Source organism: Streptococcus hepaticus, from assembly GCF_043656315.1.
Lineage (GTDB): Bacteria > Bacillota > Bacilli > Lactobacillales > Streptococcaceae > Streptococcus > Streptococcus hepaticus.
This window is the reverse complement of record NZ_JBINIY010000005.1, coordinates 106124-129526: the sequence shown is the minus strand read 5'-3', so window position 1 is coordinate 129526 and position 23403 is coordinate 106124. Positions and strand designations below refer to the sequence as shown.

Annotated in this window: 23 protein-coding genes; 5 read left to right on the top strand and 18 right to left on the bottom strand. The window is 39.9% G+C overall.

The genetic code is table 11. From position 1 onward, the window contains the following. Window positions 1-187 precede the first annotated feature (187 nt). Window positions 188-1099, bottom strand: a complete 912-nt coding sequence (locus ACHUFA_RS06215) for an AEC family transporter (RefSeq protein ID WP_394405211.1) — start codon at window positions 1097-1099, stop codon at window positions 188-190. Window positions 1100-1242: 143 nt separating this feature from the next. On the opposite strand from ACHUFA_RS06215, the gene ACHUFA_RS06210 reads away from it, so the two are divergent. The 3 genes from ACHUFA_RS06210 (at window position 1243) to ACHUFA_RS06200 (ending at window position 3987) form a co-directional block, all read left to right on the top strand. Beyond that, window positions 1243-1560: a PadR family transcriptional regulator gene (locus ACHUFA_RS06210; protein WP_394405210.1), complete on the top strand. Its 318-nt coding sequence runs from the start codon at window positions 1243-1245 to the stop codon at window positions 1558-1560. Next, entirely contained in the window at window positions 1557-2675 is a 1119-nt protein-coding gene (locus ACHUFA_RS06205; RefSeq protein ID WP_394405209.1) for a DUF4097 family beta strand repeat-containing protein, read from the top strand. Before ACHUFA_RS06210 ends, ACHUFA_RS06205 begins: the two co-directional genes overlap by 4 nt. 121 nt (window positions 2676-2796) lie before the next feature. Beyond that, complete coding sequence (locus ACHUFA_RS06200) at window positions 2797-3987, top strand: cation diffusion facilitator family transporter (RefSeq protein WP_394405208.1); 1191 nt, start codon at window positions 2797-2799, stop codon at window positions 3985-3987. A gap of 25 nt (window positions 3988-4012) precedes the next feature. On the opposite strand, the gene ACHUFA_RS06195 is transcribed toward ACHUFA_RS06200, so the two are convergent. The 15 genes from ACHUFA_RS06195 to ACHUFA_RS06125 form a co-directional block, all read right to left on the bottom strand. After that, on the bottom strand, window positions 4013-4171 hold the full coding sequence (locus ACHUFA_RS06195; protein WP_222348883.1) for a hypothetical protein: 159 nt from the start codon (window positions 4169-4171) through the stop codon (window positions 4013-4015). A 12-nt stretch (window positions 4172-4183) separates the two neighbouring features. Continuing rightward, on the bottom strand, window positions 4184-5569 hold the full coding sequence (locus tag ACHUFA_RS06190; RefSeq protein ID WP_394405207.1) for a PTS sugar transporter subunit IIC: 1386 nt from the start codon (window positions 5567-5569) through the stop codon (window positions 4184-4186). 15 nt (window positions 5570-5584) lie between these two features. Continuing rightward, complete coding sequence (locus ACHUFA_RS06185; RefSeq protein ID WP_394405206.1) at window positions 5585-6022, bottom strand: DUF3284 domain-containing protein; 438 nt, start codon at window positions 6020-6022, stop codon at window positions 5585-5587. Window position 6023: 1 nt separating this feature from the next. Continuing rightward, complete coding sequence (locus ACHUFA_RS06180) at window positions 6024-6347, bottom strand: PTS lactose/cellobiose transporter subunit IIA (RefSeq protein ID WP_394405205.1); 324 nt, start codon at window positions 6345-6347, stop codon at window positions 6024-6026. Window positions 6348-6356: 9 nt separating this feature from the next. Beyond that, window positions 6357-6668 carry a PTS sugar transporter subunit IIB gene (locus ACHUFA_RS06175; RefSeq protein ID WP_222348890.1) on the bottom strand — a complete coding sequence of 104 codons (312 nt, stop codon included), beginning with the start codon at window positions 6666-6668 and terminating at the stop codon, window positions 6357-6359. A gap of 11 nt (window positions 6669-6679) precedes the next feature. Beyond that, window positions 6680-8665: a BglG family transcription antiterminator gene (locus ACHUFA_RS06170; RefSeq protein WP_394405204.1), complete on the bottom strand. Its 1986-nt coding sequence runs from the start codon at window positions 8663-8665 to the stop codon at window positions 6680-6682. A 16-nt stretch (window positions 8666-8681) separates the two neighbouring features. Next, complete coding sequence (locus tag ACHUFA_RS06165) at window positions 8682-10058, bottom strand: glycoside hydrolase family 1 protein (RefSeq protein ID WP_394405203.1); 1377 nt, start codon at window positions 10056-10058, stop codon at window positions 8682-8684. A 145-nt stretch (window positions 10059-10203) separates the two neighbouring features. Continuing rightward, on the bottom strand, window positions 10204-11286 hold the full coding sequence (locus ACHUFA_RS06160; protein ID WP_222348894.1) for a DUF871 domain-containing protein: 1083 nt from the start codon (window positions 11284-11286) through the stop codon (window positions 10204-10206). Window positions 11287-11417: 131 nt separating this feature from the next. Next, window positions 11418-12563 (bottom strand): mannitol-1-phosphate 5-dehydrogenase, encoded by a 1146-nt coding sequence (locus ACHUFA_RS06155; protein ID WP_222348896.1) that lies wholly within the window; start codon window positions 12561-12563, stop codon window positions 11418-11420. Between the two features lie 15 nt (window positions 12564-12578). Further along, window positions 12579-13016, bottom strand: a complete 438-nt coding sequence (locus tag ACHUFA_RS06150) for a PTS mannitol transporter subunit IIA (RefSeq protein ID WP_222348898.1) — start codon at window positions 13014-13016, stop codon at window positions 12579-12581. 1 nt (window position 13017) lies between these two features. Next, a complete protein-coding gene (locus ACHUFA_RS06145) occupies window positions 13018-14970 on the bottom strand; it encodes a BglG family transcription antiterminator (protein ID WP_394405202.1) in 1953 nt (650 codons plus the stop codon). A gap of 33 nt (window positions 14971-15003) precedes the next feature. Beyond that, on the bottom strand, window positions 15004-16749 hold the full coding sequence (locus ACHUFA_RS06140; RefSeq protein ID WP_394405201.1) for a PTS mannitol transporter subunit IIBC: 1746 nt from the start codon (window positions 16747-16749) through the stop codon (window positions 15004-15006). Window positions 16750-17038: 289 nt separating this feature from the next. Beyond that, window positions 17039-17878 (bottom strand): amino acid ABC transporter substrate-binding protein, encoded by an 840-nt coding sequence (locus ACHUFA_RS06135; protein ID WP_222348904.1) that lies wholly within the window; start codon window positions 17876-17878, stop codon window positions 17039-17041. A 10-nt stretch (window positions 17879-17888) separates the two neighbouring features. Further along, window positions 17889-18521: an amino acid ABC transporter ATP-binding protein gene (locus ACHUFA_RS06130; protein WP_222348905.1), complete on the bottom strand. Its 633-nt coding sequence runs from the start codon at window positions 18519-18521 to the stop codon at window positions 17889-17891. Between the two features lie 8 nt (window positions 18522-18529). Continuing rightward, complete coding sequence (locus tag ACHUFA_RS06125; RefSeq protein ID WP_222348907.1) at window positions 18530-19171, bottom strand: amino acid ABC transporter permease; 642 nt, start codon at window positions 19169-19171, stop codon at window positions 18530-18532. 121 nt (window positions 19172-19292) lie between these two features. Here ACHUFA_RS06125 and ACHUFA_RS06120 point away from each other — a divergent pair, with 121 nt between their 5' ends. Both ACHUFA_RS06120 and ACHUFA_RS06115 read left to right on the top strand, forming a co-directional pair. Further along, window positions 19293-19670, top strand: coding sequence for a transposase (locus ACHUFA_RS06120; RefSeq protein ID WP_394405200.1), 378 nt, complete (start codon window positions 19293-19295; stop codon window positions 19668-19670). Next, a complete protein-coding gene (locus tag ACHUFA_RS06115; RefSeq protein ID WP_394405199.1) occupies window positions 19667-20554 on the top strand; it encodes an IS3 family transposase in 888 nt (295 codons plus the stop codon). Before ACHUFA_RS06120 ends, ACHUFA_RS06115 begins: the two co-directional genes overlap by 4 nt. 86 nt (window positions 20555-20640) lie before the next feature. On the opposite strand, the gene ACHUFA_RS06110 is transcribed toward ACHUFA_RS06115, so the two are convergent. Together ACHUFA_RS06110 and ACHUFA_RS06105 are read right to left on the bottom strand one after the other, a co-directional pair. Beyond that, window positions 20641-22170, bottom strand: a complete 1530-nt coding sequence (locus tag ACHUFA_RS06110; protein ID WP_394405198.1) for a hypothetical protein — start codon at window positions 22168-22170, stop codon at window positions 20641-20643. Between the two features lie 3 nt (window positions 22171-22173). Then, window positions 22174-23379, bottom strand: coding sequence for a hypothetical protein (locus tag ACHUFA_RS06105; protein ID WP_394405197.1), 1206 nt, complete (start codon window positions 23377-23379; stop codon window positions 22174-22176). Window positions 23380-23403: the final 24 nt, after the last annotated feature.

Sequence of the window (23403 nt, the reverse complement as noted above, 5' to 3'; positions counted from 1 at the left end):
ATTTTAGCCATTTATTTTTCCTTTCTGTATCTAACCTGAACAATTAGATTATACTAGGAAAAATAAATGAAAGCTAGAAGCCTCGGCAGCCACCAGCATAGCTGGTGGTTTTCTCATTTTTCTCTCCGAGAAAAACTGGCTGGAAGCCATAATAGAAAAAGCCTGAAATCAGGCTTTTTTCTGTACACTACACAAATAAAATAATCAAAAAAGTCATGACAAGCAGACTACACAAAATACTGAGCGAGTTTAGATTGGCTGACTCAGACGAATCTCCTCCCAGCTGCATGACATAGACTGGGGCGATGACTGAAATCGGTGAAGCTATACAAATAGTCAACATTTGGCGCATTTCCAGAGGCAATGGCAGTAAGAAATACACCAAAATTCCCATAAGAACAACCATTGATAAACGGGTGAATGAGAGTTTAGCCAAACGGTGCATTTCTTCTTTATTAACCTGCACATCTACCATCATACCCAGCATGAGCATGGCTAAAAACGGATTGGCATTCCCTGCAATATTGGTTACTGTTAAAATACCTTGCGGAATAGAAATATGCACTGCTGCTAAGAGCAGGGTGACCAGATAAACCTTAAATGGTAAAGATGAAAAAAGATTTTTAATAATCATCTTGAAAGTCATGGGCTCTTTTTCATGGTTGAGACTGGCAGCCAGCGTGTAGTTGCCTCCTAGGACCATGAGAGCATTTCCAGTATCAAAAAGAAGTACGCTACTCAGATAAGAAGCTGGAAAAAATGCCTGAATAAAGGGCAAACTAAAAGTTCCAATGTTAAAACCCGAAATCTGCACTATAGCAGAACCTTTTTCTACGCTGCTCCCTTTTCGTGCCTCCCAGTAGCCAACAGCATCCATGATTAAATTACTAGCGAAACCGAGTAATAATGGAATCAGCAAAAGTCCGGATAATTTTACTTCTGAAGCTGACGCTAAGAGAGCACAAGGAAGGGTCACATTCATAACAATGGTTGAGAAAATTTTAACATCCTTCTTCTCGACAATACCCACCATTTTTAGATAATATCCTAAGCCAATGACCAGCATAAAACCGAAGGCTTTCAATAATATTGTCACCATACAACCTCTTCTTTCTCAGCAAATTATACCACAAATTACTGGTAAAAAGATAATATATAATTTTTTTACATATTTCTCTTGACAAGTCTCATCAATGGGTATATTATTTATATATAAAATAATTATATATAAAGGAGGAAGAGATGTATTACCCCGTTTCATCCATTTTGATTGAATTTCTGGTCTTATCCATCGTGGAAAAGCAGGATTCCTATGGCTATGAAATCAGTCAAACCATCAAGCTAGCTGCTGACATCAAAGAATCTACCCTCTATCCTATCTTGAAAAAATTGGAAAAAGCAGGCTACGTCACGACCTATACCCAAGAATTTCAAGGTCGCAAGCGCAAATACTATACCATTACTGCTGATGGACGAGCCCATCTGCCTTATCTGAAACAAGAATGGACAGACTACAAAAACGTTATAGACAATATTATTGAAGGGAGCCTTCGCAAATGAACAAACAAGAATACCTATCAACTCTAGCAGAATTACTCCAACCACTGGAAGCACAGGAAAGAGCCGATGTATTGGACTATTTTAACGAATATTTTGACGAATGCCAAAATTACGCTGAAGCCATCGAAAATCTGGGTAGCCCACAGGAAGCTGCTAAAGATATTCTGGAAAATCTAGGTGTAGAAACTCACTCTGAAACCGAAAAAGATTTCACTAAAAACTATAGCAACACCTCTCAAGAAAACAGTCAAACAAATTTCCAAGAGAATTTTCTGTCATCTTTCCTTGAAAAATTTAGAACTTCTTTTCAACAAGACAAGGTTGAAAAACAACAAGTGTTGGAGCGATTTGACAATTTGACCATTTCTGGTGAAGAATGCAACTTAATTGTCGAATCAACAGATCAGCCACAAGCTAGCATCGTCTACTGGACAGATGAAAGGGAGTCACTACCATTTACTATCAAGCAGTCTGAGGGAGGTTTGTCCATTTCCACTCTCCAACACGACCGGTCCTTCCTCTCATTTTCTGGCTCAGATAAACAGTCCCCTCGTCTTCTCATCCCATCTGAAACATTACAGACTTTAAAGCTTCATCTCAAAGATTCCAATATCACTCTTCTTAAGCTCAACCTCCAAAAGCTTGCTGCTAACATGGAGGACAGCAATCTTACTCTCAAGCAAACAAGCATTGCGTCAGCTCTCCTCCAACTAGAAGATAGCAATATCAGTCTAGCAGAAAGTAGTCTTCTGAAACTTGACTTAAAAATGGAAGACAGTAATCTTTCAGCAAAAGAAACCGGCTTTGAACAGTTCACAATTCATTCAGAAGATAGTAATCTACAACTTGAAGAAAGTTCCCTCTCTGCTGGCAGAATCACTCTGACTGAGAGTCGGTGTAATTTACAGAATGGTCAATTTAAGGGAGAAATCGACCTTCATTGTGAAGATAGCCAAGTAAATCTACTTCTAACAAATTTTGACCAATTAGAATGCCAGATTAACCAGAATGACTCAATGATCCATTATCCAAGTCAAAATACAGCTCAAACAAGTAAAACAGCTTGGTTAGACTTAAAAGCCAGCGATTCCATCGTTAACATTGCTCCATTTTAAAAGAGAGTGAGCCAGTCTTCTATATTCTTCCTGGCTCGCCCTCTTTTCCTATACTCATTATTTCCTTTCTTTGAAAAAAGTTCCTATTTTTGCTAGAATGAATGGATACAAAGGAGAGAGTATGCACGATCAAACAAAAAATTTAAAAGTGGCTGAAAAAGGAGCTATCCTCTCTATTGCGGCCTATGTCCTCTTGTCTGGCTTCAAGCTGGCAGCAGGTAACATCTTTCACTCCGACGCACTAACCGCTGATGCCTTCAATAACATCTCAGATATTATCGGGAATGTCGCCGTGCTCTTAGGCTTACGCATGGCACAAAAACCCGCTGACACTGATCACCGTTTTGGACACTGGAAAATGGAAGATCTGGCAAGTCTGATCACTTCATTTATCATGTTTGTCGTAGGTTTTCAAGTATTAGCCAGCACCATTCAAAAAATCCTCAACAACCAAATTGTTGAAATTGATAGAATGGGTGCCATCGTGGGAATCGCTTCTGCTGTCATCATGCTGGGGGTCTACGAGTACAACAGACGACTGGCCAAAAAATCTCGTTCACGAGCCCTAGAAGCGGCTGCTAAGGATAATCTTTCTGATGCCGTGACTTCTATCGGAACATCGGTTGCTGTTTTTGCAGCAGCCATGGGCTGGACCATTATTGATAAAATTGCAGCCATCATTATCACTTTCTTCATTTTAAAAACAGCCTACGATATTTTTATGGAGAGTTTCTTCACTTTATCTGATGGCTTCGATGAAAATCTGCTCCACCAATACGAGGCTGATATTCTCAAATTGCCAAAAATTGTTTCTATCAAGTCCCAACGCGGGCGTACCTATGGGGCAAACATCTATCTGGATATTGTCCTTGAGATGAATCCTGATCTCTCCGTCTACGAAAGCCACGAAATTACGGAGCATGTAGAAGAACTACTCAAACTCAAATACGGCGTTTTCGATGTGGATATCCATGTGGAACCTTCTGAAATTCCGCATGATGAAATGTACGAACACATCTACGACAAGCTCTATCGCTTTGAAGGACAAATCCTAGCTCAAGAAAATGGCTATGAAGATTTCTTTGCCGATGAGTATACATTTATCAGTTCAGATGGACAGTATCTGGGTAAAAGTCAATTTTTAACTATTCAGCAAGTCCCACAAGGTCAGATGCACAACTATCAGATGACGTCTATCAGCCAAAAATCAAAATTAGTCACCTTCGAACTAGACAATCGCGTCCACACCTCCCTCTGGCGACGCAAGGAAGTCTGGCAAGTCGTTTTCCATCAGGTTAGTAAAAAACTCTAGTCGAAATACGACTAGAGTTTTTTACTTATCTATTCCTTAAGAGTTGGACTAGCCCGAAACCTGCTGTTCCTAACCCTCCAATCATATTGAGATAAGGATATTGCAAGCTCGGTGCTAACATAACAAAAAGTAAACCAAGTACAATCAAGAAGAGAGACCACTCTCCACCCTTACCTTTATTCATGAATCTAAGCTCCTATTCTGTTGGAGATTTTACCTTATTAGCAGAGATAACAAATGGTGTCCAAATCAAGAATGCTACAAATACATTAAAGAGTGAAACTAGACCAGCCATTAGGTTGTTACCAGTTGCAAGGAAGGCATATAGTCCCGGAGGTGTGATCCATGGTACTGCTAGATATACTGGTGGAATAAGCCCTGCTTGTGTTGCTAGGTAGGCAATAGCTGCACAGATTGGCGGAACAATCAACCATGGAATCACAAAGAGAGGATTCAATACCATTGGGATACCAAAAGTTATTGGTTCATTAATATTGAAGATTCCCATTGGAGCTGATAATTTAGCCACTGTCTTATAGTCATCTCTCTTAGAGAATAAGAATATTGCGATGATCAAGGCGATGGTAACACCTGAACCACCCATTTGTGCATAGGCATCAAAGGAACCACGTGTCCACAACCATGGTAATTTGCTAATATCATGAGTCGCTTCCCAAACACTGGTATTTTCTAGCAATGCAGGTTGATAGATACCATCCATAATCGGTGCTAAAACGTTGTGACCGTGCAATCCAAAGAACCAGAAAAGTTGTACCAAGAATGATAGTAATACTACACTAAACAGACCTTGGGACAAACCAAGAAGCGGTTTTTGAATATAGGCTGAAATCAAATCTGTCAATGATGAACCCGTTGCAGCAAACGCTAGATATCCAAGAACAGAAGAGGCATAGATTGCTAAAGTTCCCGGAATAATAGCTGCAAAGGCTTTGCTAACTGCTGGTGGTACGGAATCTGGCATTTTGATAGTAACATTTTTATTCATCAATTTACAGTAAATCATTGATGAAACAAAACCAATAATCAAGGCAGTAAAGAGACCGGTTGCACCAGCGTAAGCTGTCGTGATTGCTCCCCATGTACTGGTCTCAAGGACAGCTTTGCTACCGGACCCTGTTACTACCATGCCGAGATCGGCTAAAGTCTTAAGAAGATTCGCATCCGCTCCAGCCAAGGAAATTGAAATCTTAACAGTTTGTGGAATGATAGATACAAATGATGCAAATGAAACCAATCCACCCGCGATAGGATTAACCTTGTAGGTTTGTGAAAGGTTGTAACCAATTGAAAAGGCAAAGACTAGGGCAGAAATAGCAATGGTACCAAAATAGACATACCCATTGATTTCAATAAGAGGGGCCATGGCTTTGGCGAAACCAGTCCAGCCCATATTATTGGGGATATCCCTAAAGAACACATTGAGCAATACAGCGATTGAACCCGCCATCGTCAAAGGCATCATAGCGATAAAGGAATCCCGCACCGCTACTAAATGTTTTTGGTTGCCGACTTTACCAGCAAACCACATAAATTTCTCTGTTACAGTGTCTTTAAATGACATCGTAGCATCCTCCTTTTATTTTTTCATAAATGACGATTGTGAAAATTCGACTAGCTTGTCGATTTGTAAAACCATCCGCGTTTCCAATTTTTTCTTGAAAAAGGGTTTCAAGAGTTTGTAATTCCAAGAATTAAAGAAGCTTGGAGACTCATTCAACTCACTATAAGTGATTTTAACCTGCTCTGAATCAATTTCTTCTAAAAGATAGTGAAGCATTTGCTTTCCTCTACTGGAAGAAATCTCAACTCGATAACTTTCAGGTGGTTGAAACTCCAATACCTGCAAATTGACGCTTCCCTGCTGCCCTATTTTTTTGATATAAGTCAGACCTGAAACAATCTCATCAGCTGAGATAGACTGTCCTGTACTAGTTTCATAATCTTCGATGAAAAGTTTGGTCAGTAAATCAAAGACAGGCTTTGCTCTAGTAGGATAGATTTTTGAAACTTGCATCTTAAGCCCTCATCGTATCTAGTTGACGATAGACATCAATTACTTCTTTAGCCATATCAATAAAGGTAATAGCATTCATCAAGTGATCCTGTCCATGTACCATTAAGAGACTAATATTGATGCTGTCTCCACCTGCTTCTTGGGTTAAGAGAGCTGTTTGTGATTTATGGGCATGGCTGAGAGATAGGTTAGCTTCTTTTAACTTAGCTTCGGCCACCTCAAAATTAAACTTCTTAGCCGCTGCAATGGCTTCGACTGCTTTTCCTTTTGCATCACCACCATACATAATTAAGCCCATAATGGTTTCAAGAAGTTCTGCTTCCATAACAATCACCTACCCGTTTAGCATAGAAAGGGCAGTGTTAAGAACATTTTTTCCATTCATCACCCCGTAATCCATCATATTGATGGCATCTACCTTAATAGCGGGCTCACATTTTTCTTTAAATTCATTGAGTAGGAATTTAACTTGCGGACCAAGTAGGACGACATCAATTCTTTTGTCAGCTAATTCGTGGTCTGCTTCTGAGACAGGAACAGCAAAGATATCGACCTCTTCACCAATTTCAGCTGCAGCAGTTTGCATTTTTGTCACCAACATACTGGTTGACATTCCAGCGTTACAGACTAACATAATAGTTTTCATACTATTCTCCTTTATATTGTTTTTAATATCTTTCTAAAATGATGAAAAGTTGGTTGCGAAAGAAGTTCTTCCTGCAATTCAATTTGATTGGCAAGCTGAGCCAATTGGGATGTCATGATCTTCAAATGAGGATTTTCAAACCGTGATGGTGAGAGTAAACATAGGATACGAACATTTGGATGCGAAGTATCCCACTCAACTCCTTCTCCTAATATAGCTATCACGATTTCCTCTTTAATACCAAGAGAAGTAACAAGGTGAGGAAAAGCCATTAAATCACTAAATGCAGTTGAACTAAGCGTTTCTCTTTCCTCAATAGCTCGATAAAATTCCTTAGCAAAATCAGGATTTTGGACTTCATCAAGGCAAGAAATCATTTGTTCTAGTACTGCTTTTTTTGTGACTGGACCTTCTATCAAAAGGAACTTATCTGGACTAAAGCAGGTCTCAAAACTATCCACCCAATCTGTGTCTGAATCAAATTGATTGGATATAACATGCCCCCGATGACTGAGCATCTGTAGGCTTTGATTAATGGTATCAATATCTGCCTTGTTTAAGAAGACGCTAACCATGACTGTGGGGACCTGAAAAAGAATCTCTCCTAAGTCAATGGAGGAAATAATCAAATCCACTCCTGCTAAGCTAGCATCGGACAACTCATGATAGGAGATGCAGGCCAGAATGTTTAGGCGATTAGAAAATTGATTCTGAATGCGATTCTTAAGTACCTGTGCGCTACCAAATCCAGTTGCACAAACCACCAAAACATTCACAACTTCCACTGTATTTTCTCGCTCAAAGGCTGCAATTAGATGCAAAGCAAGATAGGCCCATTCATCATCCGATACCTGAAATTCTTTTAGATAAATCCAATTTTGAAAATGCCTTTTTGTCAGTTCAAAAAATTCTGGATAAGATTCCATAATTTCTTCCCGAAGTGGATTCTCCATTCGAATATGATATTTTAAGCGTAACAGCATAGGATTCAGATGGGTTAAGAGACTATTTGTCAAACCCTGGTCATCTTTAAAATGACTGCCCATCTCGCTATCAAGCACTCCTAAAATCTCGCTTAGCTCCTCTTCAGATTCCCTTGGCAGAACCTGCTCAAGCTGATGTTGAGATTTAGCCTTTGTTAAAAGATGCAGAGCGATATTGCTAGTCTCCCCCTTAGGAAATTCCAGTTTCAAAATCTGTGTTAAATCTTGGATGATTCTTTCTGCCACACGATAAGCAAGCTGCATCTGTTCTGTTTGCTCGATTGGATAGTCTGCGATCATATGCCCTATCCTGATCCGATGAATGGTTAGGGCAATGTGGATCAGTAGATTGGTCAGGACGTAATCCGAAATAAGCAACTGCCCTTCCTTGCAAGCTTCTAATATCAAATGAGCAATCTGCGATAAATCCAAATCACTTAAGAAACTTTGCGACTTAATATTTGTCAGCAGTGGATGCTTGAAGTTTGATGTTAGAAAATAATCAACGATGAAGCGTCGTTTATACTGCTCTCTCCCATCAACTTGATAAGTTCCTCTAGCGGTCTTCCTCAGTTCCAAATCATATGGTTTTAATCGCTGTCGTATCCTCGCTAATATAGTGGATACGGTTGTCCGACTGATATGGAGTTCTGACATGACACTCTTGGTATCAATCTCTATTTCCTTGAAGAACAGCTGTTGTAAGAGATAGTGTTCACGATCCGTATTCTCTTCTAAAACCTGTACATCTATTAACTCTTCCTTGCTGATATGCAACTGTTCAAACATCTCTAAAAATATGGAATGGTTTTCAATAATTAACTTGTAACCATGACCATATTTCATCTCAATCACAGCACCATGATCTTGAATTTCTTGAGTCATTTGATTCAAATATTTTCGAACAGTTCTATCTGACAAAGCTAATTTTTCAGCCAACTCTCGACTAGTTTGATAAATTGATTGGTGTTCGTACAACTCCTGTAGCAGTTTCCACTCTTTATTTGAAAGCATCGTTCACCCAACTCATCTAAAACCCATTTTCTTGACTTAATTTCTTAAACCAATAGCCTGATTTTTTGATGATTCTCTCTTGTGTATCTAGATCAAGTTCAATGAGTCCGTAGCGATTCTTGTAAGAATTGAGCCAGGACCAGCAATCGATAAAGGTCCAAATCAGGTAGCCCTTACAATTCGCTCCCTCCTGAATAGCCTTGTGCAACTCTTTCAGGTGCCCTTTCACGAAGTCAATGCGATAATCGTCTTGGATAAAGCCATCCTGACGGAACTTCTCTTCGCCTTCAACTCCCATCCCATTCTCGGTTAAAATCCACTCGATGTTGCCATAGTCTCTTTGGATGTTCTTGGCAATGTCATGGACACCCCGCTCATAAATCTCCCAGCCACGGTGTGGATTCATCTTGCGACCAGGCATTTCATAATGATCATAGTAATATTCTGGGAAAAATGGTGACTCTGGATGAGCTTGAAATTTCGGTGCAGCTACTCGCAATGGTTGGTAATAATTGACACCCAAGTAATCAACTGTATGTTCCTTTATGAGTTGTAAATCCCCTTCCTCATAATCAGGTAACAAATCATGCTTTTGAAGGATCTCCACAAGTTCTTCCGGATAGCTTCCCTTAACAGATGGATCTAGGAAAGACTTGGCTTGGAAGAGTTCTGCAATCCTTGCAGCCTTAACATCTGCAGGGTGTTGACTACGGGGGTAGGCAGGGGTCAGATTGAGGACAATCCCTATCTTCTTTTCAGGATTTACTTGGTGACAAGCCTTGACAGCAAGACTCGAAGCTAACTGTGTATGGTAGGCCACCTGTACCCCAGCCTCGGCATCAATGACAGCAGGATAATGGTATTGATAGAAATAGCCACACTCTACAGGAACGATGGGCTCGTTAAAGGTAATCCACCGGTCCACTAGATCGTCAAACAATTCAAAACAGAGCTGGGCATAGCGTTCATAGGCAAGAACCGTTTCTCGCTTGACCCAGCCACCTTGTTCTTCTAGAACCATGGGGAGATCAAAGTGATAGAGATTGACGAGGAGCTCAATACCTCGGTCCTTGACACCTTGAAAAACTTTCCGATAAAAATCAACAGCTAGTGGATTGACCTCCCCATCACCATCAGGAATGAGCCTAGACCACTGGATTGAAGTCCGAAAGGCTGTATGCCCTGTTTGGACCAGCAAGTCCAAGTCTTTTTCAAAGTTGGTATAGAAAGTGGAAGTATCCTTTGGTCCGACTTGATTATGGAACTTTTCAGGTGCAATAGAAAACCAATAATCCCAAGTATTATCACCTTTCTTGTCCCCTGCTAGACGTCCTTCACTCTGAGGGCCAGAAGTCGAAGAACCCCAGAGGAAGTTTTCAGGGAAATGAATCATAGTATCCTCCTATTTCACTCAAATAATTTGTATATTAACTATATAGCATTCTTCCTGTAATGTAAAGGTTTACAAAGACTAACTTTTTCCAAACTAAGGCGGAAAAAAACTGAAAAACAGGCATCTCTTAAGATGCCTGTCACTATCACACTATGTGCAATATGAAATCTTGCCATGGCTGTAATAAATCCAATAAAGGATAGTCCTCCTCGATAATATGACCAACAATATTGACCTTCTCACTAACCGTGAAATCACACAAAGCAATCTGTAACTCTCCGCAATAGCGGGTGTAGAGTTGGTTATCAATCAAAATATGTCCACGTTTCACACACTTCTTTTGCTGAATAGGAGGTATTTTTTTCTGACTATATTTGCCACGATGCCCTGTAGAACGAACGACGTATTCTGAAATATCTCCACGATAATTGTGAGATTCCTGAATAATTTCTTTTTCGATGGAACTAATTTCCCTATTAATCTTTATATCAAATTCAATAGATGGTTGCTGCCTAAGACTAGCTAGCTCTTCCTGAGATACAAATTGATTGGCAATGATAATATGATCTATAAGTCCGGTTGCTGCCAGCCATTTATATTGAGCGTTCAGACTCAGATGACGATGTTCTTCCAGAGTACACAATCCTTCTGACAGGGGCCATGGTCCAATATCTGCAGACTGTGCATTGATAAAAGCTGCTGTTTCCACTCCAAGTTCACGATAGACTTGACTAACTTTCAAAAAATAGTCTTTTGAAAGTCCTGTAAATTCATGAGGGTAGAAATTATGGCATGCTGTTACTTTGGATAAGTCAGCTCCAGCTGCTACCAAATCCTTGATTAGACTTGTCTCTCCGCTCATATTTACTTCAATCTTGATAGGGGATGATTGACGTGTCAAATTGACCAAGTATGTTTGGTCTTCATCTGTTTCATCAAGGCGAATTCCGGCAAGCCCAAAGGATTCCGCCGACTCTAAGAGATGATCTTGCCATCCTAAATGCTTAATCAATTTTGGATTCAAATCCGCAAACACCTCCAGACCGATTTCCTTACAGTAAGCCACGACCCAGCGATAGAGGTCAAAAATCGTCTCTTCTGCGTCCAATAATTGCAGCAGACTAATGAAAACGCGCTTACTGTTATAGGACTTGAGTAGATCAATATAAGCCTTCAATTCATCAAATTGATATCCTTCTGGATAAAGAGAAAAACCTAATTGTGGCATGATATCATCCTTTCTATTGGGCAATTTCTAACTCTATCATACCCTATTCAAACCAATCTGTAAATGCATCCTAAAACCAATTTTTTCCACATTAAAACGGAAAAGAGTCCAATAGACTCCTCCCGTTTCTTCTATACTGCTTCCACCATGACCTTAATTTCTGCGATAAGGGCTTGATCTGTCAAACCTGTCACTTCTTTAACCACTTCTTCTAATGGTTTTTCATCCAAAAGTGCTTGTAATTTTGCAGACTGTTCATCTGTTTCATCACGGTATTGGAAAACATAGGCTACCGTATTGAGAAGGTTGGCATATCCAAGACCACGTTCTTTCAATTCACGAATTGGGCGAATAAACCGCTCATCAAAGCCAAGTTTACGGATTGGAGTACGGGCAACACGTGTCACATCATCCACGATAAATGGATTTTCAAAACGGCTGATGATCACCTTGTGGTATTCCACCAAGGCAGCTTCATCAAAGTTCCATTTCGCGATAAGCAGGCTACGGATTTCAGCCAGAACAGCTTCAACATTATTTTTAACGGTTACATTTTGGAGGGCTTCAAGAATGGTTTTCGCACCATAGTAAGCACCTGTGTAGGCTGAAGTCGCATGTCCTGAGTTGACTGAGAAAAGCTTGCGCTCGATAAATGGTTCCAAGTCTGTTTCATAGTGTACACCCTTGAGTTGTAGCGCTTCATTTTTCATACGGCTAGTCTCAACAACCCATTCATTAAATGGCTCAACGACGACAAACAATGGATCTTCATGTGATTGGGCTGGAACAATGCGATCAACTGCTGCATTTGGGAAACCAACAAATTCTTCAGCAAAAGCCAAACCTTCTTCTGACAAGTGTTTTTTCACTTCTTCATAAAGGAATTCTGAGCCACCAATCATATTTTCGCAGGCCAAGACATCAATTGGATTGTTGTTTCCAGTCGCTTTTCGAGCCTCAATGCCTTGCGCTACCAAGCCAGCGATGAATGGCAAGATATTTGGACCAATGGCTGTTGTAATCAAGTCTGCTTCTGCAATGGCTGCAACAACTTCCTCTGGATTTTTAGCATTATTAATGCCACGAACACCTGCAACGGCGATATGACGTTGACCTTCTTCGGCAATTTCAATTTCGTAAGAACCGCGCTCATTCAAGGCGTCAATGATTTTCTCATTGACATCTACAAAGGCGATTTCAAAACCATTTTCAAAAAGAATTTCTCCGATAAATCCACGACCGATATTTCCGGCACCAAAGTGTACTGCTTTTTTCATATTTTTCCTTCTTTCTTAGGCAACACTATTGAGCAATGCAATGACTTCATCTGTAGATTGGGCATCTGCCAATTTCACGACGTTGTCCACATCTGCACAGAAAATAGAAATTTTTTGGATAATTTCCAAATGATCATCACCAAGTCCAGCAATTCCAAAAAGAAGAGTCGCAACATTTGGATTTTCTTCTGTACCAAAGTTAACACCAGCTGGTACTTGAACAATGGTAATGCCTGATGAGATGACCTCTTTCTTGGCATCGTCCGTTCCATGAGGAATAGCGATAAAGTTGCCCATATAAACTGATAGCTCTTCATTACGCTTAATCATGGCTCCGATGTAGGCTTCGTTGACATGACCTGCTTCAAAGAGCTGCTGTCCACAGTAGCGAATGGCATCTTCCTTTGTAGCAAAAGCCTGGTTTAATTTGATAAGTTCTTTTTGAAATTCCATGTTAGTTCTCCAATTTTTTGATGTTCTCTGTAAAGATCGTATTGAGCAAGTGATAAATGATATCACGATTCCCCGCTCTATAAATTTCGGTATAAAGTTTATTTTCAATAATCGACTGGCTAATCGCCGTCATCAAATTACGGGTTTCTTGGCTTTCGTCCAATGTTGTCAACATGACTAAAATCCGCTTGACTTCTTCTTGCTGATAATTCATAGACAAGGCTTGAACAGGTTGACGAAGTTCGACCACCATAAATTGACTTTTCTCCACCTTGCTCGACTGGGTATGTAAAAGTGCCAGATTCGTATGCGGAATCGCCAAAGGGCTTGTTTCAAATCGCGCTAAAATTTTCTTAGCCAAATAATCACTATCCGTCACAACGGCTAATCCCTCTAAAATTTGATGAACCGTCTCAGCAAATTCTCCATGATTGTCAACCTCTACAAAGTCAAATTCTTGCAATAAATGACTTGATGACTGAATATAGGCTTGTAAATCATAGGTAATTTCTGGTCGAATATCTTCCCTCGCAGAAATCGTTCGATGCCCCTGAATATGTTGCAAAGTTTCCTGCAAGTCCAAAATCTCTTGTGTATTCGGAAAAGTAGAAATCAAGGCAATGCCGTCTTGCGAGATGGGCTTAGTAGATAGGCAATAATCGTACTGTTTTAACTGCAAATGTGACAAGTCGGTCGTACTCTTCACATCTATCAATTCCACAAAGGGAGCAATATTTTTAATTTTTGAGACCAAGACACTGGTTGTCAAGGGCCGTTCATCTGTCAATAAGAGCAGACGAATCGGATAGATATCTGGGCTTCGTCTCAAGCTGGCCGCAAAATGCAAGGTCACCAACTCGTACTCGTATTCACTCTGAATAAAAGGCGGAAAAATATCCTTCATCAGCAGACTGACTAAGCTATGCAGAAATTGATTATTCTGAGTTGCTAGATAGGCTACATTTGAAGCAGAATGCTCTGGAAAAAGTTGCGGTACCGCAAGACTGAGTTTCAAGTGATTGAACAAAAGCTTAAAGAGCATCTTATCCTTGATAAAGTCAATCTTGGTAAAGCGAGAAACCGAATCCACTAGCTGAGAAACATTGTAGTAAAACTCACTATCAAATTTCTCCCGAAAAAGTGGTACTTCCTGCCGCTTCAAAATCACTTCATCCAAGATATTAGCAAAATAGACAATTTCCTGAATATTATAGAAATGTTTGGTCGTCTTTGCCAAATCTGCAAACAACTTCTGAGAAATATCTAGCGCATCTTTGGAGACATTGACCTGTGAATGCAAATCTCCTTGATTGTCTGCTAAAGCCAAGAGAATAATCAAAAATTCTTTTAACTTGACATCCAACTCTCCCAAGGCTACTTGATGTTCTTCAAATACCTGTCGAATTTGTTTGGTAATTGCTGGATGGAGCACTGCAAAATTTGGAAATTCATCATGCCAAAAATCATGTACCGAGATAGCATTTGTCAGAAGATTTGCTAGAAAACGTCTGCGAGCAGCAACTCCCCCTTCAACCTTGTAGCCCTTACCACGAACCAATTGCAATTCAAAATCGCCCATGCGTTTCTCCAAGGTCGCCATGTCTTGAATAATGGTCACATTGGAGACTAGGAAAATATCCTGAAGTTGCTCGTTGGTCATAGGATAAGGATTAGTCAGAAGAGTGTAGGCAATCCGCAACTGCCGTTCACTAGCTGAAAATTCTTCTACAGATGAAGCCAGCTGTAAAGTATCCAAGTTTCCAGACAGATGGTATTTTTTCCCTTCCTTGACGATAAAAATGTCTTCTGTTGCCAACGTCACTGTCAAATCTGACAAGGTTCGATAAACCGTCCGACTAGAAACTTGCAAAATTTCAGCCATTTCTTTCAACGAAAGCTTTCCCACTTCTAGGAAAGCTTTCAATAATTGTTCTTCACGTTTTGTTAATAGCATAGTTACATTATACTATATTTTGCTTGCTAAGTCTTAGAGCGTAGCTACCAACTTGTCATAGTCAGGTGTCGTCACAAGACTGTCAACTGCAAGGATACGAGTTGCTGGAGCGATTGCTTTGACATCTGCTTCTTTGTCAGTTGTTACAACGACCAAGACAGATGAGTTGTTCAATTGAGCCAAGTCAGTGTAGGTTACTGTTTCAACTGGGATCGCAACATTTTTGTTTTTGAAGATAGCTTTCAATGTTTCACTACCCATCGTTGCTGAACCTTGTGCTTTATCGTAGGCAAAGACAACTTTTTCCACGCCAACCAGGCTTACTTCTGCTGTCGCTCCACCTACTGCTTCAGACTTTTTTTCAACTGGTACCTTATCTGCCAATTTTGCAACGATTTCATCGTATTTTGGTGAAGTTAAGAAATTATCAACGGATACGTGAATGGCACGTGGAGTGCGTTGTTGTGCACGTGGAGTCAATTCTTCTTGGGTAACAATCAAGGTCAAATCTGTATCTTCAAGTGTTGAGATAGCTTTATTTGTAACAGGAATATCAAGGCCTGCTTCTTGTACTTTTTTGCGAAGAAGAGATGCCCCCATTGCTGAGCTACCCATACCCGCATCACATGCAAAGATGATTTGTTTTACTGCATCAGCTGAAATTTCTGCTGAAACTGGAAGAGCTTGACCTTTAGATGCTGCTTTAGCTGCTTTTGTTGCTGCTTGTGCTTTTTGCAAATCATCGCCTTCAGATTTGTCTGCTTTCAAGATCACTGCTGCTACAAGGAATGATACCACTGCTGCGACAAGCACACCAAGGAAGACATTAACGTGTGGCCATGCGCCTTTTGGTGCCATCAATTCAATCGCGATGATTGAACCTGGTGAAGCTGGACCTGACAAACCAGAACCAAGAACAACGTTTGTAAATGTACCAGCAATACCACCGGCGATTGCTGCAAGGAAGAGAGCTGGTTTCATCATCACATATGGGAAGTAGATTTCATGGATACCACCGAAGAAGTGGATAATCATAGCACCCCATGAAGAAGATTTTGCTGAACCTTTACCAAATACTGCGAAGGCAAGAAGAATACCAAGACCTGGACCAGGGTTTGCTTCCAAAAGGAAGAGAACTGATTTACCAGTGTTTAATACTTGTTCAGTACCAAGCGGTGTGAAGATACCGTGGTTGAGGGCGTTGTTCAAGAAAAGAACTTTAGCTGGTTCAATCAAGATATTTGCAAGAGGCAAGAGGTGGAGATCAACCAAGAATTGTACACCATGACCGATTGCTTCAGTCAATGTTGCCACAACTGGACCAACCAATTTGTTAGCAATCAAGAGAAGAGCGAAACCAATCAGACCAGCTGAGAAGTTATTGACCAACATTTCAAAACCTGCACGGATTTTTGATTGGAAAGCATCGTCAAATTTCTTAATGCACCATGCTCCAAGTGGTCCCATGACCATCGCACCGATAAACATTGGAACGGATGAACCTGAGATCGCACCAAATGTTGCAATAGCACCAACAACCGCACCACGTTGTCCGTAAACAGCGTGACCACCAGTATAACCAATCAAGAGTGGCAAAGCATAGGTCAACATTGGACCAACTGCTTCAGCAAAGTGTGCATTTGGCAACCAACCCGTTTCGATGAAGAGCGCTGTCAACACACCCCAAGCAATGAATGCCCCAATATTAGGCATAACCATGTTTGATAATGTCGTTCCGAGTTTTTGAACCCGAACTTTCCAAGAAGAACCATTTCCCATGTCTTCTCTCCTCCTAAATAATAAGATGTGAGCCCGTGAAAACTCGAAGGAAAAATAGGAAACCTGACACAGTGCAGCCAACACTTGGAAGGTTTATCTTTTTTCCAATGAGTTTAGGGCGAACTCAATTCCCCAAGTGAGCCCGTAACAACTCACTCATTTTGATAAGTCTATTATAGCTTGCTTTTTCTGTCAAAAACACTCAAACTTTGTCACAATTTTTGTGCCAAACAATATCTTGTCATAAAATGGCATGAGAAAAAGACCAGACATAGTCCAGTCTTTCCTATTATTTCTTAATATCATCTGCAGCGACGTCTTCTCCAAACCATTTGTCAGAGATTTTTTGAAACTCACCAGCTGCATATAATTCTTTGAAAGCCTTGTTGATGTTTTTCACCAAGGTCTTGTCTGCTTTACGAGCACCGACTGCGAAAGCTTCACTCTCATAACCAGCTTCTGCTACATTGTAATCTAAAAGAATGCCTTCTTCTTTCAAATAATAGTTTGCATAAACACGGTCAATCAGAAGACCATCAATACGGTCATTTTGCAGGTCAATCAAAGCTTCATTAAAGGTTGAATACTGAGTTGCATCATTGTCTTTAACAATGTCTTTCAAAATCGCAGTTTGATTTTCAAAAGCAGCATAGCCTGATGAACCAGCTTGGGCACCTAAAATCTTATCTTTCATACCTGACACCTTATCAATGCCTGAAGACTTTTTAGTGACCAATACTTGCGCATTTGCCATGTAATTATCAGTGAAGAGAACTTTCTTCTCCCGCTCAGCGGTTGCTGTATAACCATTCCAGATAAGATCAATATTACCGTTATTTAACTCGGTTTCCTTCAAATCCCAGTCGATTGGCTGCCAGTTTACCTTGATATCATACTTAGCAAATACTGCTTCTGCAAGATCAATATCAAAGCCAACATTCTTACCTGACTTATCTTCATAGCCCATTGGAACAAAAGTATTATCAAAGCCAATGGTGATCTTCTTAGCTGATTGGATAGTTTCCCAGCTATCTTTTTTTGTATTCGCTGATTTGGAAGAACCGCAGGCTGCTAAGGCAATACCCGCAATAAGTACCGTAGCACCTAATAAGATTTTTTTCATGTTCATAAGCAAACTCCTAGTGTTTGGGTTCAATTTTGATGATTTGATCTGCAATCGTTTCAGCAAACTGCATATCATGTGTGACAACAATTTGGGTAATCCCTGTGTCCTTATTTTTCAGGATAAGATTTTCTACTTCCTTGCGCAATTCAGGATCCAAAGCTGAAGTTGGCTCATCGTATCCAATAATCTCTGGATCAATCATCATGGCACGCGCCAAGGCAACACGCTGTTTCTGTCCGCCTGATAAGGAGAATGGATAAGCAGTCGAATGATTGGCCAAACCTAATTTTTCTAGCAGAGTCTTGGCTTTTTTCTCCGCTTCTGCTACCGTCATCCCCATCGTTTTAATAGGAGACAAGGTCAGATTTTCCAACACGGACAAATGTGGAAAGAGTTGAAAATCTTGGAAGACAAAACCAAGCAAGTTCCGTTTTTCCAATTCATCCAGTGACAATTCCTCACCATTGTAAAGAATTTGCCCCTCATCAATGGTTTCTAAACCAGCCAACATACGAAGGAGAGTCGTCTTTCCTCCACCAGATTGACCAACAATGGCAATGATATTTCCCTCTGGAATGACCAAGTCATAATGGGAGAAAATCTGCTTATTGCCAAACTTTTTTGAAAGATTTCGTAATTCTAACATATTTCCTCCTACTTATAATAGTCAAATTTCTTCTCAACCCATCTTGAGCCCAAAGTTGCAATCCCAATCATAATCAGATAAATAGCTCCTGCGATAAACATAGGTGCTAGACTAGCATCGCGATTGGCAGCTGTCTTACTTGCCTGCAGCAAGTCACCCACACCTAGGATATAAACCAAGGAAGTATCTTTGACAAGAGTAATCACTTCATTGAAAACACTTGGTAAGACAACCTTGATAACCTGTGGCAAGATGATGTAACGAATTGTCTGTAAATGGCTAAACTTCAAGACTTTCGCCGCTTCATACTGACCAGCTGGAATAGCCTCAATTCCCCCGCGGAAAATCTCTGAGAAATAAGCCGCGTAGTTGAGGGTAAAAGCAATGATCACTGCTGGCATACGGTCAAAGGTCACTCCCACAGTTGGCAGAACATAGTAAATGAAAATCAACTGCAAAAGTAAAGGGGTCCCACGCATAATCAAAACATAAATATTGAGTAGCCAGTGTAGGGGGGGAAAATGAATCCGCATCAAGAAAGCAACAACTGCTCCCAATGGTAAGGAAAGTACCAAAACCATGCAGAATACTTGAATTGTCACGCTTGCACCACTCAACAATCTCGGTAAAACTTCTAAAATATACTCCATAATAACCTCTTCATTTTATACAAAGTTTATTATATCACACTTCTCTCATTTTTTGTCTACCAACTTGTTTTTTTGTATATATATGCAAAAAAGAGAGAACAACTGAAAAGAACCGCTTATAATGGACAGTATAAAAAAGTTATATACTGCTCTTATAAGGATAAAGAGGTTCTTTTCTCATGGAAAAAAAGGAAGCAAGTTCACCAAATATCCACCCGAGTTCAAACTACAGGTAGTTGAAGACTACCTCAGCGGAAAGAGCGGAGGGATGCCTTCTATTGTCAAAAAATATGGGTTAAAATCAGACAACCAAGTTTTAACTTGGACAAGAAAATACCGAGAAGACCCTACTTTACTCTCCCAAGATTTACGAGGTAGAAAGTCCACTGGTCGTCCCAAAACAAGGAATCTAGAAGAGATGACCCTTGAGGAACAGAATACTTATCTACGAATGGAGAATGCAATTTTAAAGACCTTAAGGACTCTCCTCAATCCGTGAGAAGAGTCCACCTCTATCAAGTCGTGGAGCAGTTGAAAGATTGTTACTCTGTCTCCTCTTTATGCGCCTATTTCGGCTTCCCCAGGTCTTCTTACTACCTTTGGTTGAGCAAGGGGAGACCGGTCTATAAACAGTTTGATGCAAACTTAGCCCAAAAGATTACAGCTATCTTCCATGACACTCAAAAAGGCTATCGCTTCATCTCTTATCAACTGAGAAGACACTATCAACTTTCTCCTAACCCTAAGACTGTCTTGCGTTATATGCGTATTCTTGGTCACCAGTCTCCGATTCGGAAGAAGCGGTATCAATCCTGCACGCAACGAGAGATAAATGAAAAGGCAAGACATGTCCACTACAACGTGCTTGCCCGAAACTTTAAAGCAGAACGTCCTCTCCAAAAACTGACGACAGATGTCAGCTACGTTTACCACAAACAAGGGAGGAGGTTCTTAAGTGTCATAAAAGATTGTTATGACAATTCCATTTTAGCCTATACGCTATCAGATTTCAATGATAACAAGTTAGTTTTTGACAATATAGACCTGGTTTTTCACGATTCTTGGGATTCAACCAAAGTCTGTATCCTTCACTCTGACCAAGGTTTTCAATATACTAATCAACAGTATCTTCGAAAATTAGATCAATATGGTGTAACCATTTCTCATTCTGGCAAGGGAAATTGTTATGATAATGCGGCATATGAGAATTTCTTTTCCCACTTGAAGAGTGAGTCCTTGAGACTGTTTCCGCCTGAGGATAGAGAAACCCTCGTCCATCAAATCAGGAAATACATCGACTGGTATAATGACCACAGACCACAAGAAAAATTAAAAGGTATGACTCCCTTAGAATTTAGGGAAGCATACCTTCTAAAAAACTAACTTTTTTTAACTGTCCATTTTATCTGGGGCTTGACAGAACGGTCACTCTCTTTTTACATTTTATTCAACTGTAACAATCAGAATGACTATGGTAATTGTACGTCTCCTAAAATAAACCATTCATCTGTTGTCTGTTCATTAAAATTTGCTAACCGAATATACGGTTGAAAATTTTTCTTCTCATTTACTAAAGCGACCGCCAGCTTATATTGCCCATTTTCAATATCTAGACCTAATTTCATAGTATGACTATGTTTGATAATTTGGTCTCTTTCAAAATCACCAACATTTAACTCATCGGTTGATAAAATATCCTTATACGCTACACTCCCATCCTGATTCAAGAGGGCAAACGCAATTTTTATTTTATTGCCCCATCTTTTATTTTTATTTGGGACAATTCCCTCGCCTAAGTTTTCCCACTCACTATCGATGGCAATATTTCTCTCATTTTCAGAGTGTAACGCATATGATAATTCATGCAAGGAGATACGATATCCTCCCTCACTCGTAAATTTATCTAATAAATCTTTACCATAGTAAGTGAAAAGTTTACAATCCTCCAAGGTGCGTAAATCCAATGTATTGGCCCTTAAATCAACAGCGTCATCCACTACCTTCTTCATCATAGCATGCATTGTATAAAATGGATCATCACCACCATACTCCCTAGGACCTCCACCAGTCGGAAGGTCAATCGCAGTTGACCATCGAAAATCACGTGATTGAAAATGGTGGTAACAATTCTCAGCAAATAGAGGTATTCCCTTACTACGCAAATCGCGAATCACCTGTTTATGGGGGTTCAAATAAAGGTCCGAACCAAAAGCATCACGTCGCATCACAAAATTTGCACCATCTATATCGAATGATTTTTGAATAGTCCTTTGACCCTTCAGACTCATCAGTTGTCCACCAAGAAGAACATGATGAAAGGAGTTTTCATAAATACTTTGCAGTCTTGCAACTACTTTATTCATATCGGCAAACGTAGAGGTATACATTTGGTTATTCATTTCCCCCCACTCTCCATGACCATGACCATCAATAAATGCCGTATCTTCGTTATCAAATTGATTTGCAAATGCTTGAATAAATCGCTCAAATTTCTCTATAAAAATCGGATCATCTAAATAGGGTTCATTAGTTCTACCGATATAGGCTCCTGCATCCACATTGGTCCAACGGGCGCCACTATCAAAAACAAATTGGGGCGTTGCCTGACGACCTCCACTCGCAGAATTCGTTAAAACTCGAAAAGCTAATTGGATATTCCTCCTCCTAGCGCCTTCAATCAACCCTGATAAGGCGCTGTCTGGATTATCCCAAGCATAATGACCTTCTGTTGGTTCAAACCACGACCATGGTTGACGGATATAAAGTATATTAAGAGGCATCCCTGCATCAACTAGTTGATCCATTTGGCGCCAATATTCTTGAGCATCGCTTGCCGTGTCAATCTGTAAACTCAGTCCTTTATTTCTTGCATTGGGATTGTGTACAGTCGTTCCATATAAATTATAAACAGAAGATTCAAATCCCTCCACATAGGCAACCCAACCAGTTGCAGGATTTCTTAGGAAACTTCTCCTATCGCTCATAAGTTTTGCATACACTTTTCAGTCATCCTTTGCGGGAACAGTGACGGTTATCTCATTCGTCTCAGACTTTTGACCATCTGAGGCAGAAACTTCATAAATAAGTTTGACTTGCTCCTCATTCGTCGAATGATGGATTTTTTGATCAAGAGAAATCACATTTTCTTTGGATGATGACTTTAGATGAAAGTGATAATTTTCTAATGGAATTCCTTCATTTTTCAACCAATTTAGCTGTAAGCTTTCTGAATCTGTAAATATTTGATCGACATGATCAATGCTATCAGCTACAGAAACCGAATTTGTTTTCTGTAGGCCAATTGCGTTGAACTCTGTGATGATTCCCTTGTTCCATGTCCCATTAAAACTGATGCTAGCCTTTATCTTATTTGTAAAAATATTAGGCAATTGAATCATGAAACTCTGACGTCGCTGGGCTTGTTCTGGAGCATAATTAGCCAAACTAATCCACTCTTTGGTTCGTAAATCTTTATAAGATAGCTGAATTGTTTTAATCCCCTGACCATTTGAAAAGTTTGAGGCGATAGCCAATTGAGTCAATTCGTAAGCTTGACCTATCGGTGCTGTAATCTCTAGAGTTGTTTCCGTTGGCAATTCAACAGCCGTTTTTATAGTTTGATCCAACATTGGATAAACATCTACTATTTGACTATTTATTTGAAAATTAGCATCCCGAAAAACATTCTGACGGTATACTTGTCCGAACACCTCAACTTTATTGATTGAAATAGTATTTGCAAAATTTATTTTAAAAGCATGTGATAAATAATTTCCTGGGATAACTATTTCATAGAACCTCCCAGTCGTATCTTCAACTAATTTATAGTCAAATTTTTGTATTTCATGGTAGCCAGTATCTTGACGTAGATCTACAGCTATACTAAATCGAGGTCTCGTCGTTACATTCCCGCTGTCAGCAAATATTTTTATTTTTTCAAAACTTGCTAAGACTCCAACATAATGATTGATGGTTGAAAAATGCAGTACCTTGGTCTCAACAGGTTCTCCTCCGTCTTTTAATAATTCTAGCTGGTGCTCTCCATTTTCTAGGGTAAGATCTAATCCTTCATTAATTAATCCAGAGATATTTTCTTTGGGTAAGGTCGCAGGATCAATCTCTGTCGCTCCCCCCTTTGGAGCAAATACAGCCACTGAACTGAGTAACAATAAAGCAATAGAGACAGCATATAATATCTTTTTATTCATAGAATTTTTCCCTTATTTAGCAAG

Coding starts and splice junctions, on each gene's coding strand:
- ACHUFA_RS06170 (WP_394405204.1), bottom strand. CDS start 8,665: ATGCTTTCAAATAAAGAGTGGAAACTGCTACAGGAGTTGTACGAACAC.
- ACHUFA_RS06140 (WP_394405201.1), bottom strand. CDS start 16,749: ATGGGAAATGGTTCTTCTTGGAAAGTTCGGGTTCAAAAACTCGGAACG.
- ACHUFA_RS06165 (WP_394405203.1), bottom strand. CDS start 10,058: ATGATTCATTTCCCTGAAAACTTCCTCTGGGGTTCTTCGACTTCTGGC.
- ACHUFA_RS06125 (WP_222348907.1), bottom strand. CDS start 19,171: ATGGAGTATATTTTAGAAGTTTTACCGAGATTGTTGAGTGGTGCAAGC.
- ACHUFA_RS06135 (WP_222348904.1), bottom strand. CDS start 17,878: ATGAACATGAAAAAAATCTTATTAGGTGCTACGGTACTTATTGCGGGT.
- ACHUFA_RS06155 (WP_222348896.1), bottom strand. CDS start 12,563: ATGAAAAAAGCAGTACACTTTGGTGCCGGAAATATCGGTCGTGGATTT.
- ACHUFA_RS06205 (WP_394405209.1), top strand. CDS start 1,557: ATGAACAAACAAGAATACCTATCAACTCTAGCAGAATTACTCCAACCA.
- ACHUFA_RS06160 (WP_222348894.1), bottom strand. CDS start 11,286: ATGCCACAATTAGGTTTTTCTCTTTATCCAGAAGGATATCAATTTGAT.
- ACHUFA_RS06120 (WP_394405200.1), top strand. CDS start 19,293: ATGGACAGTATAAAAAAGTTATATACTGCTCTTATAAGGATAAAGAGG.
- ACHUFA_RS06210 (WP_394405210.1), top strand. CDS start 1,243: ATGTATTACCCCGTTTCATCCATTTTGATTGAATTTCTGGTCTTATCC.
- ACHUFA_RS06105 (WP_394405197.1), bottom strand. CDS start 23,379: ATGAATAAAAAGATATTATATGCTGTCTCTATTGCTTTATTGTTACTC.
- ACHUFA_RS06130 (WP_222348905.1), bottom strand. CDS start 18,521: ATGTTAGAATTACGAAATCTTTCAAAAAAGTTTGGCAATAAGCAGATT.
- ACHUFA_RS06215 (WP_394405211.1), bottom strand. CDS start 1,099: ATGGTGACAATATTATTGAAAGCCTTCGGTTTTATGCTGGTCATTGGC.
- ACHUFA_RS06200 (WP_394405208.1), top strand. CDS start 2,797: ATGCACGATCAAACAAAAAATTTAAAAGTGGCTGAAAAAGGAGCTATC.
- ACHUFA_RS06195 (WP_222348883.1), bottom strand. CDS start 4,171: ATGAATAAAGGTAAGGGTGGAGAGTGGTCTCTCTTCTTGATTGTACTT.
- ACHUFA_RS06145 (WP_394405202.1), bottom strand. CDS start 14,970: ATGCTATTAACAAAACGTGAAGAACAATTATTGAAAGCTTTCCTAGAA.
- ACHUFA_RS06175 (WP_222348890.1), bottom strand. CDS start 6,668: ATGAAAACTATTATGTTAGTCTGTAACGCTGGAATGTCAACCAGTATG.
- ACHUFA_RS06180 (WP_394405205.1), bottom strand. CDS start 6,347: ATGGAAGCAGAACTTCTTGAAACCATTATGGGCTTAATTATGTATGGT.
- ACHUFA_RS06150 (WP_222348898.1), bottom strand. CDS start 13,016: ATGGAATTTCAAAAAGAACTTATCAAATTAAACCAGGCTTTTGCTACA.
- ACHUFA_RS06185 (WP_394405206.1), bottom strand. CDS start 6,022: ATGCAAGTTTCAAAAATCTATCCTACTAGAGCAAAGCCTGTCTTTGAT.
- ACHUFA_RS06190 (WP_394405207.1), bottom strand. CDS start 5,569: ATGTCATTTAAAGACACTGTAACAGAGAAATTTATGTGGTTTGCTGGT.